At 46.1% G+C, this 17,257-nt stretch carries 14 protein-coding genes; 10 read left to right on the top strand and 4 right to left on the bottom strand.

What is annotated here, in order from left to right:
* Nucleotides 1-54: 54 nt before the first annotated feature.
* The 3 genes from trpB (at nt 55) to FIU99_RS06350 (ending at nt 3,649) form a co-directional block, all read left to right on the top strand.
* Nucleotides 55-1,245: a tryptophan synthase subunit beta gene (trpB, locus tag FIU99_RS06360; protein WP_006958942.1), complete on the top strand. Its 1,191-nt coding sequence runs from the start codon at nt 55-57 to the stop codon at nt 1,243-1,245.
* On the top strand, nt 1,245-2,051 hold the full coding sequence (gene trpA / locus FIU99_RS06355; RefSeq protein ID WP_006958943.1) for a tryptophan synthase subunit alpha: 807 nt from the start codon (nt 1,245-1,247) through the stop codon (nt 2,049-2,051). The genes trpB and trpA overlap by 1 nt, the downstream gene beginning before the upstream one ends.
* Before the next feature lie 338 nt (nt 2,052-2,389).
* Nucleotides 2,390-3,649, top strand: a complete 1,260-nt coding sequence (locus FIU99_RS06350) for a dicarboxylate/amino acid:cation symporter (RefSeq protein WP_006958944.1) — start codon at nt 2,390-2,392, stop codon at nt 3,647-3,649.
* Between the two features lie 65 nt (nt 3,650-3,714).
* On the opposite strand, the gene FIU99_RS06345 is transcribed toward FIU99_RS06350, so the two are convergent.
* Nucleotides 3,715-4,209, bottom strand: a complete 495-nt coding sequence (locus FIU99_RS06345; protein WP_006958945.1) for an outer membrane beta-barrel protein — start codon at nt 4,207-4,209, stop codon at nt 3,715-3,717.
* A 102-nt stretch (nt 4,210-4,311) separates the two neighbouring features.
* A complete protein-coding gene (hrpA, locus tag FIU99_RS06340; protein WP_172856433.1) occupies nt 4,312-8,241 on the bottom strand; it encodes an ATP-dependent RNA helicase HrpA in 3,930 nt (1,309 codons plus the stop codon).
* Nucleotides 8,242-8,602: 361 nt separating this feature from the next.
* On the opposite strand from hrpA, the gene FIU99_RS27305 reads away from it, so the two are divergent.
* Both FIU99_RS27305 and FIU99_RS06335 read left to right on the top strand, forming a co-directional pair.
* Nucleotides 8,603-8,779 carry a hypothetical protein gene (locus FIU99_RS27305; RefSeq protein ID WP_006958948.1) on the top strand — a complete coding sequence of 59 codons (177 nt, stop codon included), beginning with the start codon at nt 8,603-8,605 and terminating at the stop codon, nt 8,777-8,779.
* Between the two features lie 47 nt (nt 8,780-8,826).
* Nucleotides 8,827-9,306, top strand: a complete 480-nt coding sequence (locus FIU99_RS06335) for a porin (RefSeq protein WP_006958949.1) — start codon at nt 8,827-8,829, stop codon at nt 9,304-9,306.
* Nucleotides 9,307-9,360: 54 nt separating this feature from the next.
* Here the strand turns inward: FIU99_RS06335 and FIU99_RS06330 are convergent, their stop codons facing one another.
* Entirely contained in the window at nt 9,361-10,653 is a 1,293-nt protein-coding gene (locus FIU99_RS06330) for a MipA/OmpV family protein (protein ID WP_006958950.1), read from the bottom strand.
* 151 nt (nt 10,654-10,804) lie between these two features.
* Here FIU99_RS06330 and FIU99_RS06325 point away from each other — a divergent pair, with 151 nt between their 5' ends.
* From FIU99_RS06325 to FIU99_RS06315, 3 genes are all read left to right on the top strand, one after another.
* Nucleotides 10,805-11,176, top strand: coding sequence for a hypothetical protein (locus FIU99_RS06325; protein WP_006958951.1), 372 nt, complete (start codon nt 10,805-10,807; stop codon nt 11,174-11,176).
* Nucleotides 11,173-13,080: a hypothetical protein gene (locus FIU99_RS06320; RefSeq protein ID WP_006958952.1), complete on the top strand. Its 1,908-nt coding sequence runs from the start codon at nt 11,173-11,175 to the stop codon at nt 13,078-13,080. The genes FIU99_RS06325 and FIU99_RS06320 overlap by 4 nt, the downstream gene beginning before the upstream one ends.
* Nucleotides 13,081-13,158: 78 nt before the next feature.
* The gene (locus FIU99_RS06315) at nt 13,159-13,614 is read left to right on the top strand and encodes a TerB family tellurite resistance protein (protein ID WP_006958953.1); all 456 of its coding nucleotides are present in this window, start codon (nt 13,159-13,161) and stop codon (nt 13,612-13,614) included.
* A gap of 244 nt (nt 13,615-13,858) precedes the next feature.
* Here FIU99_RS06315 and FIU99_RS06310 read toward each other — a convergent pair whose 3' ends face one another.
* The gene (locus tag FIU99_RS06310) at nt 13,859-14,389 is read right to left on the bottom strand and encodes a 3'-5' exonuclease (protein ID WP_006958954.1); all 531 of its coding nucleotides are present in this window, start codon (nt 14,387-14,389) and stop codon (nt 13,859-13,861) included.
* A 309-nt stretch (nt 14,390-14,698) separates the two neighbouring features.
* Here FIU99_RS06310 and FIU99_RS06305 point away from each other — a divergent pair, with 309 nt between their 5' ends.
* Both FIU99_RS06305 and FIU99_RS06300 read left to right on the top strand, forming a co-directional pair.
* Nucleotides 14,699-15,331 (top strand): DUF2760 domain-containing protein, encoded by a 633-nt coding sequence (locus tag FIU99_RS06305; RefSeq protein WP_006958955.1) that lies wholly within the window; start codon nt 14,699-14,701, stop codon nt 15,329-15,331.
* Nucleotides 15,331-17,250: an Hsp70 family protein gene (locus FIU99_RS06300; RefSeq protein WP_006958956.1), complete on the top strand. Its 1,920-nt coding sequence runs from the start codon at nt 15,331-15,333 to the stop codon at nt 17,248-17,250. The genes FIU99_RS06305 and FIU99_RS06300 overlap by 1 nt, the downstream gene beginning before the upstream one ends.
* Nucleotides 17,251-17,257 lie beyond the last annotated feature (7 nt).

Raw genomic sequence — 17,257 nt, 5'->3', positions numbered from 1 at the left:
AAATTTTTTGGTGTGCTAAACAGCAATGCCAAACTGAATTGAAGGAATAAAACCATGGCAAAACTTGATGCCTACTTCGGCGAATACGGTGGTCAGTATGTACCACAAATTCTCGTTCCTGCACTGGAACAGCTAGAACAAGCGTTTATCGATGCGCAAGAAGACCCAGAGTTTCGCAGCGAGTTTATGACCCTGCTGCAAGAGTACGCAGGTCGCCCAACGGCGCTAACACTGACTCGCAACCTGACCAAAGGTACTAAAACCAAACTGTACCTCAAGCGCGAAGATTTATTGCACGGCGGCGCACACAAAACTAACCAAGTGCTAGGTCAGGCACTGTTAGCTAAGCGTATGGGCAAAAACGAGATCATTGCGGAAACTGGTGCAGGTCAGCACGGCGTGGCAACTGCACTGGCTTGTGCATTGCTTGGTCTGAAATGTCGCGTGTACATGGGAGCAAAAGACGTAGAACGTCAAAGCCCGAACGTGTTCCGTATGAAACTTATGGGCGCGGAAGTCATTCCTGTTCACTCGGGTTCCGCAACTCTTAAAGATGCATGTAATGAAGCACTACGCGACTGGTCAGCAAGCTACGAAGAAGCTCACTATTTGCTGGGTACCGCTGCTGGTCCTCATCCATTCCCGACCATCGTGCGTGATTTCCAACGCATGATTGGCGAAGAAACAAAAAACCAGATTCTGGCTCGTGAAGGTCGCCTTCCTGATGCAGTCATCGCTTGTGTGGGTGGTGGCTCAAATGCAATCGGTATGTTTGCTGACTTTATTGAAGAGGAAACGGTTCGCCTGATCGGTGTTGAGCCTGCAGGTAAGGGTATCGATACCGACCAGCATGGCGCCCCTCTTAAGCACGGTAAAACAGGCATCTTCTTTGGAATGAAAGCTCCACTGATGCAAGACGTAAACGGGCAAGTTGAAGAATCTTACTCTGTTTCTGCAGGCCTTGATTTCCCTTCAGTTGGACCTCAGCACGCTCACTTAAATGCAATTGGCCGCGCGGAGTACGACAACGTAACCGATGATGAGGCTTTGGAAGCATTCCAAGAACTTGCCCGCAGTGAAGGTATTATTCCTGCACTAGAGTCATCTCATGCACTAGCTCATGCACTACGTATGGCTCGTGAGAACCCAGACAAAGAACAACTTCTCGTCGTAAACCTATCAGGTCGTGGTGACAAAGACATCTTTACTGTTCACGCCATTCTAGAAGAAAAAGGAGTTATCTAATGAGCCGTTATGAGTCTATGTTTGAGCGCCTGAACGAGAAAAACCAAGGTGCATTTGTTCCTTTCGTAACCGTGTGCGATCCAAACCCGGAGCAGTCCCTCAAAATTATGGAGACACTGGTTGAAGCGGGTGCCGATGCACTTGAACTGGGTATTCCGTTTTCGGATCCACTTGCGGATGGCCCTACTATTCAAGGAGCGAACATTCGCGCACTGGATTCTGGAGCAACTCCAGATATCTGCTTTGATTTGATTGGAAAAATCCGCGCCAAATACCCAGAACTCCCAATCGGCCTTCTGATGTACGCAAACCTTGTTTACGCGCGCGGTATCGATAGTTTTTACCAGCGTTGTGCGAATGCCGGCATCGATTCTGTGTTGATTGCTGATGTACCAACCAATGAAAGCCAAGAGTTTGTTGAGGCGGCTAAGAAGCACGGCATTGAGCCTATCTTCATTGCACCGCCAACGGCATCAGAAGAGACACTAAAATCAGTTGCTGAACTAGGTGGCGGCTATACCTACCTACTCTCGCGTGCTGGTGTAACCGGTGCAGAAACAAAGGCCAACATGCCAGTAAGTGATCTTTTAGATAAACTCAATAAATACGATGCTCCACCATCATTGTTGGGCTTTGGCATCTCTCAGCCAGAACAGGTTAAGCAAGCCATTGAGTCTGGTGCTGCTGGTGCGATTTCAGGCTCTGCTATCGTCAAAATCATCGAATCACACGTTGAGTCTCCGCAAGAAATGTTAAATCAGCTGGCTAGTTTTGTTTCACCGATGAAGGCAGCAACACAAAAGTAAAGTGCTAGCCATCTAAACTTCTATGAGATCGGTTTCTTAAATCATTAGAGAAACCGATCTTTTTTTTAACATGTCAGTGTAACTCCTCCACCCCACCGCCTAATCGCACAATGCATTACAAAGCCAAAATCCATCCAACAAACCAATAGCAAACGTTTGCTATTGGTTAAAAAATTATCACTCATCAATAAAAGTGCTTTTAATTGGCTCGATTGACTTTGCACCTTATTGCTAAATGTAAAAATAACGTGTAAAAAGCGAGGCGAAATTATTATCTAATTAAAATATTTAACTTAGATGGTAATTCTGGGAATTTAAATTTTGTTAGCACAGAGGTTATGGAAGTGTTAAAAGAAAAGAATTTGCTAAGCAACATTGGCGTTCAGGTTGTCATCGCTATGATTGTAGGTACTGCCGTAGGTGCCTTCATGGGAGACAGCGCTACCATCTTCGCTCCATTAGGTGCGATTTTTATCAATTTAATAAAAATGCTGGTTATCCCTTTGGTCGCCGTAGCCTTGATCTCAGGTGCTGCGGGTTTAGGTAATAGCCAATCTGCTGGTAAAGTGGGCTTGGTCACCTTAGGTTACTTTGGCTTAACGTCAGCACTTGCTGTTGCCCTAGCACTGTTTATGGGTGAAGTATTCAAACCAGGCATGGGTATCGATGTTTCAGGTATCGAGGGCATGTTCTCTTCTGAGTACGCTTCTAAAGGTGAACTACCTTCTTTCTGGGCAACCATCACAGGTATGATCCCAACAAACGTTTTCCAGTCACTGAACGAAGCAAATATACTGCAAATCCTAGTATTCTGTATGTTCTTTGGTATTGCGATTTCTAAGCAAGCAAAAGAGCGTCGTGACCCAATCATTAACGGTGTAAACTGTATTGTTGATGCGATGGTTTGGATGATCAACAAGGTTATGATCATTGCTCCGCTAGGTGTATTTGGCCTGATGGCAGAAGCCGTAGGAACATTCGGTTTTGGCGCCTTGATGGTGGTATTCAAACTGTTTGTTGTCTACATCGCTGCAATTCTTATCTTTGGTTTCGTGGCCTACCCTCTTATGGTACACATCTTCACTAAGACCTCTGCGAAGAAATTCCTGACAGCAATGAAGAAACCTCAAGCCGTGGCCTTATCTACTGCTTCATCAATGGCAACTCTGCCAGTCACGATGGATACCTGTGAGCATGAGCTAGGTGTAAAAAACTCGACAGCGTCTTTCGTTCTCCCGCTAGGCGCAACGATCAACATGTCAGGTAACGCCATTTACTACGGTTTGGTCGCTATCTTCTTCGCGCAACTATTCAACATCGATCTTGGTATGGGCGCGTACATTGCCATCATTATTACCTCGACGCTTGGTGCAGTTGGCCAAGCAGGTGTACCTGGTCCTTCGTTCCTAGTTGTTGCCGTTCTTCTGGCAGCAGGTATCCCTATCGAAGGTCTACCTCTACTGTTCGCTCTTGATCGTATCTTCGACATGATCCGTACCGCATTGAACATCACAGGCGACGCCGCTTGTGCTGTGATTGTTGATTCACTGATTGAAGAAGAAGCGAAAGAAGCTGAACTACATAAGCAGCAAGCTTAAGCGCTGATTTCAGGTAATAAAAAGCCCGGCTAGTAACATAGCCGGGCTTTTTCGTGATGTGTCTATTACAAGAAGTGGAATGTCGCGTTTAGCGAGAAGTTTTTCACATCGTCTTCTTTCATGTTGAATACGCTGTAGCTCGCGCCTAGAGAAATAGGGCCCATGACGAAGTATTCCGCACCAACACCATACATTACGTCGATCTCATCTTCTTTAAAACCACCATCGGCTTTAATATCATATGAGTGTAGACCGCCTTTCGCGTAAATATGCAGTGGACCAAAATCGAGACTTGGTTTAGCTGCAAAGTAAACTGAAGAACCAGTCAGGTTAGTTTTGATACCAGAGTAATCAACACGGTCGTAATCACCTAGGTTTTGATAGCCCGCTTCCAGACCGATGAGTGGCAAAATACCAGTACCGACATGAACGTTGTATGACGTTGCTGACTCACCACCTAAGTCTGCTTGACCTACACTTGCACTGCCGTAGATCCATGAGTCTGCTGATGCTGTTGCTGATGCACCCAATAATGCTAGTGCGAGTAGTGTCTTTTTCATATTAACCTTCTTTATTTTCCCTTAGCAGAAGCTGCCGCGGCAATCCTCTGCCAATCTCAGTCAAAATTTTGTTATGTTTAAATTTTTATGCAATTTATATACCTAACAATCGTCAATCGCGTTCTTCACGCGTTTGTCCGATACCGGATATGGCGTACCTAACTGCTGAGCAAAATAGCTGACGCGCAGTTCCTCAAGCATCCAACGTACTTCTTTGACGTTGTCTGGTACCGCCATTCCTTTAGGAATTTTGTTGAGCAATTCTTTATAGTCGTTGGCCACTGATTCAATCTTCAGCATATGCAGACGGTCCTTGTTAGGATCGATCGGCAACTTCTCCATACGACGCTCAATCGCTTTCATGTAACGCAATATATCTGGAAGACGTTTCCAGCCACACTCCGTTGCAAATCCTTTGAAGATAAGTCCTTCAATCTGAGCTTTGATATCTGACAAAGCAAAAGCCATTGTGAAGTCTATCTTACCCTTTAGCTTCTTATTAATACTGAACGCGGTCGTCAAAATTGTCTCAACTTGTTTCGCAATCTCAACAACAGTATCACCGAGCTCGGCTCGAACGTGTTCTTTAAGCTGCTCGAACTGCTCAGGCTGCCAAACTAGGCCGCCCTTTTCTTCAATAAGCTTATCGACACCACACGCGATACAGTCATCAATCAGATCGAGTACTTTTCCATAAGGGTTAAAGTAAAGACCCAACTTAGACTTGTTCGGCAAATTGCTATGCAGATATTTAATCGGAGATGGTACGTTAAGCAAAATCAGACGACGCTGACCCGCTCTCATCGCTGAAACCTGCTCTTGCTCTGTCTCGTAGAGCTTTATTTCAACACTGTCTTTGCTATCTACAATCGCTGGATACGCTTTAACATTGTAACCACCACGTTTCTGTTGATACACTTTCGGCAGCTCACCAAAGCTCCAAGTATGAAGGCCTTGCTGCTCGATATCGTCATCTGCAACTTTCGACAGGGTTTCCTGAACCTTGTCTTTCAGGCTTTCTTTTAGCTCATGAAGATCGCGATTTTCTTTCAGCTTCCGGTTTCTATGGTCCACGGCGCGGAATGTCACCTTGAGGTGATCTTGAACCTGATCCAAGTTCCAATCATCGCGCAGCACTTCAACACCCGTCATACGACGAAGCTCTTTTTCCAGAGCGTCAAGTAAAGGTGCTTCCATTGGCGTGGCACGAGCTAAAAACGCATCAGCGTAGTTCGGTGCAGGTACGAAGTTCTTACGAATTGTCTTAGGAAGCGATTTGATCAGGCTTACGACCAGTTCATGACGCAGCCCCGGAATTTGCCAGTCAAACCCCGCTTGTTCAACCTGATTCAATATAGGCAGAGGTAAGTGAACTGTCACACCGTCATTGTCTTCACCCGGTTCAAACTGGTAACTCAGTTTCAGTTTGAGACCATTTTGGTGCCAGAAGTTAGGGTAATCCAGATCGGTAACGTGGCTCGCGTCACCCTTAAACAGCATCTCTTTTTCAAAGTTCAGTAGTTCGCCGTTCTCTTTAGACGCTTTCTTCCACCACGTATCAAAATGGCGACCTGAGACTACTTCTGTACCAACTCGTTGATCATAAAAATCTGCCAACTCGTCATCATCGACCAAAATGTCACGACGACGGGACTTGTGCTCCAGCTCTTCCACTTCTTGTAGCAGCTTACGATTCTGTCTGAAGAATGCGTGCTTGGTATCCCATTCACCTTCAACAAGGGCGCTGCGGATAAAGATTTCTCGACTCACCGTCGCGTCAATACTGCCGTAATTCACCAGACGCTTAGGCACAATCGGAATGCCATATAGCATCACTTTTTCGTGCGCCATGACAGCTGCGCGCTTTTTCGACCAGTGAGGTTCACTGTAACTGCGTTTGATGAGGTGCTTCGCCAGCGGTTCAATCCATTCAGGTTGTATCTTGGCAATAATGCGCCCCCATAGCTTCGAGGTTTCCACCAGCTCCGCTGACACAATCCATTTCGGCTGTTTCTTAAACAAACCTGATGCAGGGAAAATATGGAATCTCGCATTGCGCGCACCTTGGTACTCATTTTTCTCTTGGTCTTTCATACCAACATGGGAGAGCAACCCGACCAAAATCGCGCTGTGAGTACCTTGATAACTAGCAGGTTCATCATTGAGCTTGAAATCCATTTCACGCATAGACTGGTGAATCTGGAAATAGACATCCTGCCACTCACGCACTCGCAAGTAGTTTAGGTAATCTTGCTTACATTGTTTGCGGAACTGGTTCCCGGTCAATGCCTTCTGCTGCTTCTGAACGTAATCCCATAAATTAACAAACGTCAGGAAATCCGATTCTTCATGGAAGAAGCGCTTGTGTTTATCATCCGACGATTGCTGTTTGTCGCTCGGCCTTTCTCTTGGATCCTGAATCGACAGCGCTGAAGCAATAACCATTACTTCTTTCAATGCACCGTATTTTGGCGCTTCAAGAACCATACGAGCCAAACGAGGGTCAATCGGCAAACGGGCTAACTGGCGACCAATCGAGGTCAGACGCTTTTTAGGATCTTTCGCATTTTCATTAATGGCACCCAGCTCTTCCAGAAGTCGCACACCATCTTGAATATTGCGCTTATCAGGTGCTTCAACGAACGGGAACGCTTGAATATCACCTAATCCTAATGCCGTCATCTGGAGAATAACCGACGCTAGGTTGGTACGAAGAATTTCTGGATCCGTAAACTCTGGACGAGATTCAAAATCATCTTCCGAATACAAACGAATACAGATACCTTCCTCAACACGACCACAACGACCTTTACGCTGGTTCGCACTCGCTTGAGAAACTGGTTCAATCGGCAGACGTTGTACCTTGGTACGATAGCTGTAGCGACTGATACGCGCCGTACCCGGGTCGATGACATACTTGATGCCCGGTACTGTCAGAGAGGTTTCAGCAACGTTGGTCGCCAATACGATTCGACGTCCTGCATGAGGTTGGAAAATTTTGTTCTGTTCACCCGCTGAGAGACGTGCATACAAGGGTACAATTTCAGTGCTTTTTAGATTGCGCTTTGCTAGCGCGTCAGCAGTATCGCGAATTTCTCGTTCACCGTTCATGAAGATCAGGATGTCGCCCAATCCTTCATCACACAGCTCATCAACTGCGTCAAAAATACCTTCTAACTGATCGCGATCGACGTCATCGTCACCACGTAGCGGACGGTAACGTGTTTCAACCGGATAAGTACGACCAGACACTTCGATGATAGGCGCGTCGCTAAAGTGTTTCGAGAATCGCTCAGGGTCAATGGTCGCCGAAGTGATGATCACTTTCAGATCCGGGCGACGCGGCAAAAGCTCTTTGAGATAGCCGAGAATAAAATCGATGTTGAGACTTCGCTCGTGCGCCTCATCGATAATGATGGTGTCGTACTGATTTAAGAAGCGATCGTGCTGAATTTCTGCCAGCAAGATACCATCAGTCATCAATTTGATTTGAGTATTGTCTGAAATCTGATCGTTAAATCGAACCTTATAGCCTACAAACTCACCCAGCTTGGTTTCCATCTCTTCAGCAATACGATTCGCCACCGAACGAGCTGCAAGACGTCTTGGCTGAGTATGACCAATCAAGCCATACTGACCACGTCCAAGTTCAGCACAAATCTTTGGCAACTGAGTGGTTTTACCTGAGCCTGTTTCACCGGCAACGATAACCACTTGGTTGTTTTCTATCGCCTTTGCAATGTCATCTCTTTTCTGACTAACAGGCAGTATTTCTGGATATTCAATGGTGGGCTTATAGCTGGCTCTTTGCTCTACATCCATCATGGATTTGGCGATATCCAATGCAATTTCGTCAAACACAGCATGACGAGACGCTTCTTTCTTTATTTTACTCGCGCCTGAAATGCGCTTGCTCAGACGAAATCTGTCTTTAAGCATGCACTGATTCAATGCCTTGCGAAGAGAGGCGGCGTTATTAGCCTGCCCTTTGTCTTCAGAAGCGGGATTTTTTTCTGGCTGTGACGAAGTCAAAGCGTTACCTATTCTTTTCACTACATAAAACTGTCGCGGATTGTATCACAGTCGCTATGGCAAATGTCTCAATGCGCAAAGCAAATTTTCCGTCAAAGCCAAGCCTGATTTTGCTGTAATCAAAGCCCAAAACTGCCAACAGATTTAGTTATTAACCCCAGGATTGGTGCTAATGCGCTGTATTTTATGAAATTTATATAATCAGAAAATAATAAGTTTAGCGTGATTTATAACAAGCTTATCGCCTTGTTATGTCTAATACCCTGCCTTGTTCCATTCTATGCCTCGTCCAAATGAGGTCACGAACGTTCATCTCGTGACCTTGCTTATAACGTCTGTCTGATTACGAAAAAGGCATTTTATGTTCAACGACGAAACACAAGATGTACTCGACTGTATTGTGGCATTGCAGCCAAGGGGGCGCAGAAGAAAGCGCAATACAATCAGCGTTGATAAACGCAAGCAGCTGGAAGAACTGAAGTTCCAGCTAAACATGGATCGTCTGGAAAGGAATGAGCTTCCTTACAACTTCAGCTAATTACACCAATAAACCTTTATATAGATACACTTAAGAGAAAGTTAATCATGAAATTGAAAACCGTCATCCTCCCTATCGCAGCGCTTCTTTTCGCCGGTCAAGTTATGGCAAACCCTTACATCGGTGCGAGCTTTTTGTACTCAGATTACCAAGTTAAAAACGACGATCTGGATCTGAGCGACACAAACAGTGGTTACAACCTTTACGCAGGCTACGCGATTAACTCACTGCTTTCTGTGGAAGCGGGTTACGCTGACTTTGTTGATACCAACAAAGACTTAGAGCACATCTACTCAAATGCTTGGCTAGCCAGCGCTAAGTTGACTCTACCTATCACTATTTTCGATATTTACGGCCGTTTAGGTGTGGGTCACTTCCAAAACAACATCAAAGACAGCGACGACATCTATTACGGTGTCGGTGCCGGTGTAAAGTTGGGCCCTGCACGTATTGCTCTTGAATACACACAGTACGAAGCGAAAGTGGTTGAGAACAGCTATGCATTGAGCGCTGAATTCCACTTCTAAAACGCAAAAAAGCCGTTAGCGAATTCATCACTAACGGCTTTATCTATCTTTCGGTTAAAAATCGAACTGAACATAGATGCTGTTGTAGTTACTGCCACCTTTAATCCGGCCATACTGAGATGCTTGCTCAAATATCGCGCTGCGGTGATGGAGCGAATACCCTACCCACATATTGTCCAAATCTCGATTATTGATCAGATCACCCACATTCACGTCGAAAGAGAAATCTAAATAGTTCAACAAATTACTCGCGTTATATCCCTTGGAGTCCATTTCAGTCTGCTCAATGTAGGTAATGCTATCAATGAACGACATACCCTCGGCAACGCCAAATCGCCACTGAGTGGGCCAGTTGAAGGTATAGTAAGCCTTAATCGCCGCAACATACTCAGTACTGGCAGATTGCACATCTGAGGACCAGTGATGAACAATACCCGGCGTAAAATAGATGTCCAACGGCACACCAAACAATTCATCTGTCAGTGGGTGTCCATAGAAGAAAGAGGTCATCTGGTTGTTGTAAGGATCCTTCTCTGTATTGAGCTTCATGATATCGCCGATGTTAGACGGCGTTGCCCAACCGTGCGCAATTCGGAAATAGCGTTTGTTCTTGAGCTCAGACTTCGGTGCTTTTGACTTGTCGTTGAAGAAACCAAAACCAATGTAAAACTCACCTTGATAGCGGTCTTCAACCGTACTGGAGTGATACGCATTGTTATCCAAGCGAGTTACGCTGGTGGAACCGAGCAAATATAGATTGGAATAAACATGATAACGAGCATCGATTCCCACATTCAGATCCACGCCACCACCGACATTTTCTTTAGTGACATCTGAGAAGGTGTAATACTGGCTATTAAAGTCGGCGTCTTTATAACGCAGGCGCGCATGTGGCTTAAGTTCCCAGTCCCCATATTCAAACTCGCCTGAGATACTCAAGTTGCTGTGAAAACGAAACTCATCATCCGTCATCAATTCAGCATCAAGATACCAATCATTTTCGAGGAAATAGCGTAACTGGCCACCAAAATCGACGGCGTCTCCTCCGTTCGAGTTTTGCTCTGAAGAAGGAATATCAACAAATCGCAGCCGCATCAATGCACTTAACTGAAAAGCTTCATCCTCTGGCTTGTAAAGATAAGCTCCGCCCTGCAAGCCTTCGACAAACACATGCTCGTTCTCGAAATACATCATAGGTACAAACGTACCAACCGTCTGGTCATTATTACCAGTATAAAAAGGGATAGAAGCCATACGGTAGACAGCCGCAATACCCCAATTCTGTTCACTGATGCTGGTTTCTTCTTCGGCTGTTGCAGAAAAACTGATGGCACTCGCGACCAACATCGTCAGTGCCAACTGTCTATTTATATTAATCATTTTTTGTCCAAAACTGACTGAACGACTCAAATTCTCATCAATCGATAAAGTTAATACTTATCTTTAAGCTCAATTCACCGTTAATATAAGAGTATATGTTCGCCTAAATCCAATAATTGTGAAAGCATCAGATTTAAAGAAACTACTCGACTCCCTTCCTGAAGGCCAAGACCCTAACATTGTCACGGGTGAAGAATGGCTGCCCGAACGCTTGGTCAATACACACCTAGACGATGAGATGCTGTTCTTAGAATTTGATAACGCGCCGGAAGAAGCTCAAGGTGAGGAGGAAGGACGTGGCTTTGTCGAACATGAAGTTGACATGATTCGTAAACGATTTGAACAAATTCTTGACGAAAGCTCCGATACAAAAACCAAAGCAGATGCTATGCTGGCCCTCTTTCTTATGGGTCATGAGATGTCGAGCTCCGAGATCATCGAAATCATGGAAGACCCTGAAGTACCTAAGGATCCAACAGAGAACCAATGAAACCGACGCCTGAATTACCCTTCCTATTAGCCGGCCCGATATTAAGAAAATCCACCGCAGAAGAGCTTGTCTTCTGGCTGGTCACCAGTCGCCCGCTTGAAGGCCAATTTGTCCTTCATCATGAACCGGATCATGGGGTGGTATTTCAGGAAAACCTCCATCACTGCCATCAAATTCAGGTCGGTACTCGCTGTTTTGTCACCTTGGCGCATTTCAAACATCATTTTCCAACCGATGTCGCTCTTAGTTACGAATTTGAGACTCAGCTAGGCCCGCTTAGTGAGCTAAATCCGCATTTACTGTACAAGGATGAAGAAAAACTCACGTTTAAGATTTCAACCAAAGCGGATTATGTTCTGCACGGCTCTTGTCGCAATCCACACCACCCAAGCAAAGATGCGTTAGTCAGCATCGATACTAAACTAGCCACTCAATCACTGGACGAGCGACCAGACATGTTGGTCATGAGTGGCGACCAGATCTATGCCGATCATGTTGCGGGGCCTATGTTGGATGTCATCCTGCAAACCATTGACATGCTTGGCTTACCTTCTGAATCGTTCAGTGACGCGCCGATTGATTCCACAGAAGCTTTGTACGCGCATCCAGACTGTTTTTACGGGCGGGATAAAATACTGCCCCACTATGTGGATGATGGCTCCTTACTAACCAAGTTTTTTCCTAAACGGCATGTGCCGATCTTCAGTTCTCGAGAGAATGAAAACCATCTGATCACCTTCGCTGAGTTTTTCGCCATGTACATCTTGGTGTGGTCACCGACACTTTGGCCGTGCCTCAATCTGACACGTTTGCTCGACGAAGCATTCACTCACAATGGCAAAACACTGTCGCCTAAATGGCAGCAGCAATGGCGTGAAGAAAAGCACATACTGGAAGATTTCATTCAGGGCTTACCTCAGGTCCATAGGCTGTTTGCCCACGTGCCGACTTACATGATTTTTGATGATCATGATGTCACAGATGACTGGAATCTGACGGTGGGATGGGAAAAAGCGGCGTACAGCAACCCGTTCTCTAACCGGATTATTGGTAATGGGTTAATCGCTTACTGGTTATGCCAAGGCTGGGGGAATGAGCCAGATAACTTCAATCATGAGTTTTTGTCTGTCGCTCTCAACTATTTAAAAAGCCCCACAGAACAACACCAAGACGACTTCATTCGTTATCTTTACAGCTTCGAAAGGTGGCACTTTACTATCCACACCTCCCCTAAGGTCGTGGTGTTGGATACCCGAACTCGAAGATGGCGCTCAGAATCTCGAATGAACAAACCATCTGGCCTGATGGATTGGGAAGCTCTGATCGAGTTTCAACAAGAGCTGATGCATCAGGACAAGGTGATCGTTGTTTCTGCAGCGCCTATGTTCGGTGTGAAATTCATTGAAGCGCTGCAAAAAGGCATGACGACCCTCGGTCAGCCACTAGTGATAGACGCAGAGAACTGGATGGCACATCCAGGAAGCGCTAATACGCTACTGAGTATTTTCACCCACACCAAAACACCAACCAACTTTGTTATCTTGTCCGGCGACGTGCACTACTCTTTCGCTTACGACATTAAGCTGCGCTTTCGACGCTCCAGTCCTAACATTTACCAAATCACTTCCAGTGGATTTAAAAACCAGTTCCCTGAGCCGCTATTGGCGGTGTGTGATCATATGGACAGGCTACTCTACTCACCTCGCTCGCTACTGAACTTTCTGACCAAGCGAAAGAGATTAAAAATCAAAAAGCGCGATCCTAATACCGAGGGCGTTCGCCGTTTGGTCAACACCAGCGCCATTGGTGAGCTGAAACTTGACGACCACGGAAAGCCTCTGCGCATTTCAATATTGACGGGTGACGGCAAGGAAATTGATTTCCCACCGATAAAAGAAAAGTAATCTTTTTGTAAAGACACTTGTGCTCGCCTCATATAATCACTATCTATAGAAATAGGAACAAATTTTGAGGCGCATCACATGTTGAATTCAATCACGACCCTATTTAAACAACTCATCGATGGTCAGGATCTAGGAAACCACGCAGGTACCGATCCAAATCTCGCTATCGCTTGTTTACTGTGCGAAGTCGCGGGGGCGGATCATCAAATCAATCAGACAGAGACCGAAGCCAAACTTCAACTTTTGACAAGATTGCTGGATCTAAGCAACGAAGAAGCCATAGCGCTACTCGACCGTGCAGAAGTAAAAAGTAAAGAATCTGCCTCCCTTTATGAGTTTACATCTCAGTTGAGAGAACTCAGTCAAGAAACCCGCTTCGATTTGATCAAAGCGATGTGGGAAGTTGCCCATGCCGACGGCGAGATTGACCCACTGGAAGATGCCGTCATTCGCAAAACCGCAGAACTATTGTATGTCGATCATAGTGAATTTATTCGCGCCAAATTACAGATAGTTGAAGGTAATAGTGAGTAATTTTCTTTTCATAGGTTGAATTTATTTGCTATCCAGTTCTACCTGTAAAACGAAAAAGGATACGTTGACTGCCACCTTTAGTTTAATGAGCCGAATCCAATAGGCTTTACTCCATACTCTCTAGGACATTGCCGCTCCAGCATTACACCGAGCTTAGTCATAAAACTTCGATGATATACGCTGCTATCAGAAAGGCTCTAAAATCAAAAAAGGGAGCCTAGGCTCCCTTTACATCTCTCTTTTATCACAGCATCGTCAATGCTAATTTGGCGAGGTTGTACGCGTCAACGTACCCAGAATGCTGCCGCCCTTCCCACTCAATATTTTGCGCTTCCTGAGCGGCTTTGTGACCAATGCGTTTATCTTTGAGGCGGTGTTGAACGCGATACAAAGTGGCTAAGTTGATGAATTCTTTAAACGGCATCTCAATGCCTTTGTCTTGGCATTCTTGCGCCAAAATACGATCATCACGACCCCACGACGCATAAATCTTATTCGCGCCGCCAAAGTTCTTGATCATCGACTTCAATACTTCTTCAAGCGGGCGGCCCTGCTTTTCAATTTTGCGTGGCGTAATTCCGGTGAGCTGCGAACAAAACAGGGACACTTCATCCTGTTCGGGTTTGACATAGTACTGAGCACGCTTAACGATCTCGCCTTTCACAAGATCGATTTCTGCCAGCCCGACTTCGATGATTTCACCCGTAGTACCGACACCGTTTTCATTCCAACAGCACATTTCCAGATCGAAACAAACTATACGGTTATGGTTCATTGCTCGCCTATGTTTAGTATTCTGATAAAGCGCCGAATTCTACCTCAGTTGAGGTCAAAACTCGAATGCCACCGATTTGATTGAGCAGATCTTCTGCAATCTTCTGTCGAACTGCCCAGTCATTTTGGTCAACTTACCTATAGTGTGACTAAAAATGACTAAAAACAAATCAATCAGGCCTGTTACCGCCTCTTTTCTGAAGGCCTGTAGACTTGAATGTGATAATATTTGCCCCAATTTAACCCAATAATTACGACAATAGCAGTCAAAGTGTGACTCCTATTTCTTCCATCAATTAAGAGAAATGTCATGACGTTCGATTTACAAATGATCCCTCAAACGTTCGATATGCTGCACGCTGGCCTGACGGCTTCAAGCGTCCTTTTACTTCTGATTGCGGTTTCGCGCAAATCTAAAGTCGTCGAAAAAGTGGTTGAGAAACCAGTTGAGAAAATCGTCGAAGTTGAAAAGCCTGTCGAAAAGATCGTTGAAGTAGAAAAAGTGGTCGAAGTTGAAAAAGTGATTGAGAAAGTCGTGGAAGTGGAATCAAAACTTGCTACAGCTTCTACCGACTCTGCCATGCAACTACTATCTATCATGCAGCAAGAAGCTCGCCTGATTGACTTCCTGAAAGAAGACCTGACATCGTTCTCAGACGAAGATGTCGGCGCTGCGGCGCGTGTTATTCACACTGGCGGCCAGAAAGTACTGAACGACTACGTGACGCTTGAACACATCCGTAATGAAGATGAAGAAACGCGCGTTACTATTGAAGAAGGTTTTAACCCACAAGAGGTTCGCTTAACGGGTAACGTGACTGGCAGTGCACCATTCAGCGGCACTCTGGTTCATAAAGGCTGGAAAGCACGCGAAATGAACCTTCCAAAACTGGCTGAAAACTACGATGCTTCTGTCATTGCTCCTGCTGAGGTTGAGCTGTAATGGAAAACCTGAACACCATGCAGGCTGAAACGCCAAAGTTTAGCGTTGGTATCGACTTAGGTACCACTCACTGCGTACTGTCTTATGTGGATACATCGAGCGAAGACGCGCGTGTTGAAGTCATGTCGATTTCTCAGCTGACCGCACCGGGCACCGTAGAAACTCGCAATCAGCTGGGCTCGTTCCTGTATCAACCACACGAGCACGAGATGACCCCTTCAGCTCGTGTATTGCCTTGGTCCTCTGAGCCTAAAGCTCTAGTGGGTGCAATCGCTCGTAACCTTGGTTCAAAAACGCCGATTCGCCTTGTAGCAAGTGCAAAATCTTGGCTTTGTCACGCTGGTGTCAACCGACGTGATGCGTTCCTTCCTGCTGGTAGTCCAGAAGAAGTAGAGAAAGTATCTCCGCTTCGCGCAACGGAGCTGTACCTTGAGCATCTCAAAGATGCATGGAACCACACTCATCCTAGCGACCCGCTTTCAGAGCAAGATGTGACGATTACCGTACCGGCGTCTTTTGATCCCGCGGCTCGTGATTTAACGGCTGAAGCAGCACGCAATGTTGGCTTAACTCACCTGACGCTGTTAGAAGAACCTCAGGCGGCTCTATATAACTGGATCGACAACAGCAATGACAAATGGCGTGATGAAGTCGAAGTTGGCGACATCGTGCTGGTTGTGGATATCGGTGGTGGTACCACTGACCTTTCTCTGGTTGAAGTCACCGAAGACGAAGGCAACTTGACGCTAAACCGTATCGCGGTAGGTGAACACATCCTACTCGGCGGTGACAACATGGACCTTGCCCTTGCGTACCGCTTGAAGATGAAGCTAGCGCAAGATGGTAAAGAACTACAACCATGGCAAGTTCAAGCGATGACGCACGCCTGTCGTGACGCGAAAGAAGCACTATTGAACGACAGCGAACTTCAGTCAGTGCCAATCGTAGTACCAAGTCGCGGCTCTAAACTGCTTGGCGCCACCTTGAAGACGGAACTGACGCAAGAAGAAGTTCAGCAAACACTAGTGGACGGTTTCTTCCCGAAAGTTGCCGTTACTGAGCATCCAGTTCAGCGTAATCGCGGCGCCCTGACTCAAATGGGTCTTCCGTATGCGCAAGATGCAGGGATTACACGACACATCGCGGCTTTCCTTTCAAAGCAGGCTAATGCTCAAGGTGGAGAAAGCGCTTCAACCGAGTTCAATCCATTTGCTGGAATGCCAGGTATGGGCGGCGCTGAAGCACCTTCAGCCGACTTTATCAAACCAACGGCCATTTTGTTCAACGGTGGCGTTTTAAAATCAGACCTGCTGGCTAATCGCCTAGAAGAAACCATCAACGAGTGGTTGATCGACGCTGATGCTGAGATGGCTCAACGTTTAACTGGCGTGGATTTGGATCTGGCGGTTGCAAGTGGCGCTTCTTACTATGGCTCCGTGCGTCGCGGCCAAGGTGTGCGAATTCGCGGCGGTATTGCATCGAGCTACTATGTGGGCATCGAGAGTGCTATGCCAGCGATTCCGGGCATGGCTCCACCAATGGAAGCTCTGTGTGTGGCACCATTTGGTATGGAAGAAGGCTCTGCGGTTGAAGTACCAAGTCAGGAATTTGGTCTCATCATCGGCCAGCCTGTGAACTTCCAGTTCTTTGGCTCGACGGTTCGCCGTGAAGACGAAGCAGGTACACACCTTGACCACTGGGGCCCTGATGAGTTGGAAGAGCTACCAGAGATTCAAGTTACTCTACCTGTCTCTGAAGGTCGTCGTGAAGGTGAAGTGGTGCCAGTTACCCTAGCTTCTCGCGTGACAGAGCTTGGTACGCTTTACTTAGAAGCGATTGCCGCAGATAACGGTCAAAAATGGCATGTTGAGTTTGATGTACGCGAAGACGCGAAAAGCGACTCAAACGAAGAAGAATAAATAAAAA

Origin of the sequence: Vibrio sp. THAF64 (genome assembly GCF_009363455.1) — a bacterium.
Taxonomy (GTDB): domain Bacteria; phylum Pseudomonadota; class Gammaproteobacteria; order Enterobacterales; family Vibrionaceae; genus Vibrio; species Vibrio coralliilyticus.
The sequence above is the reverse complement of the archived record's forward strand: the minus strand, read 5'-3'. Positions and strand labels throughout refer to the sequence as shown.

Bases quoted from the DNA above. Each gene is read 5' to 3' on its own strand.
- FIU99_RS06350 (WP_006958944.1), top strand. From the start codon at position 2,390: ATGGAAGTGTTAAAAGAAAAGAATTTGCTAAGCAACATTGGCGTTCAG.
- FIU99_RS06335 (WP_006958949.1), top strand. From the start codon at position 8,827: ATGAAATTGAAAACCGTCATCCTCCCTATCGCAGCGCTTCTTTTCGCC.
- FIU99_RS06305 (WP_006958955.1), top strand. From the start codon at position 14,699: ATGACGTTCGATTTACAAATGATCCCTCAAACGTTCGATATGCTGCAC.
- FIU99_RS06345 (WP_006958945.1), bottom strand. From the start codon at position 4,209: ATGAAAAAGACACTACTCGCACTAGCATTATTGGGTGCATCAGCAACA.
- trpA (WP_006958943.1), top strand. From the start codon at position 1,245: ATGAGCCGTTATGAGTCTATGTTTGAGCGCCTGAACGAGAAAAACCAA.
- FIU99_RS06320 (WP_006958952.1), top strand. From the start codon at position 11,173: ATGAAACCGACGCCTGAATTACCCTTCCTATTAGCCGGCCCGATATTA.
- FIU99_RS06310 (WP_006958954.1), bottom strand. From the start codon at position 14,389: ATGAACCATAACCGTATAGTTTGTTTCGATCTGGAAATGTGCTGTTGG.
- FIU99_RS27305 (WP_006958948.1), top strand. From the start codon at position 8,603: ATGTTCAACGACGAAACACAAGATGTACTCGACTGTATTGTGGCATTG.
- FIU99_RS06330 (WP_006958950.1), bottom strand. From the start codon at position 10,653: ATGTTGGTCGCGAGTGCCATCAGTTTTTCTGCAACAGCCGAAGAAGAA.
- FIU99_RS06300 (WP_006958956.1), top strand. From the start codon at position 15,331: ATGGAAAACCTGAACACCATGCAGGCTGAAACGCCAAAGTTTAGCGTT.
- trpB (WP_006958942.1), top strand. From the start codon at position 55: ATGGCAAAACTTGATGCCTACTTCGGCGAATACGGTGGTCAGTATGTA.
- FIU99_RS06315 (WP_006958953.1), top strand. From the start codon at position 13,159: ATGTTGAATTCAATCACGACCCTATTTAAACAACTCATCGATGGTCAG.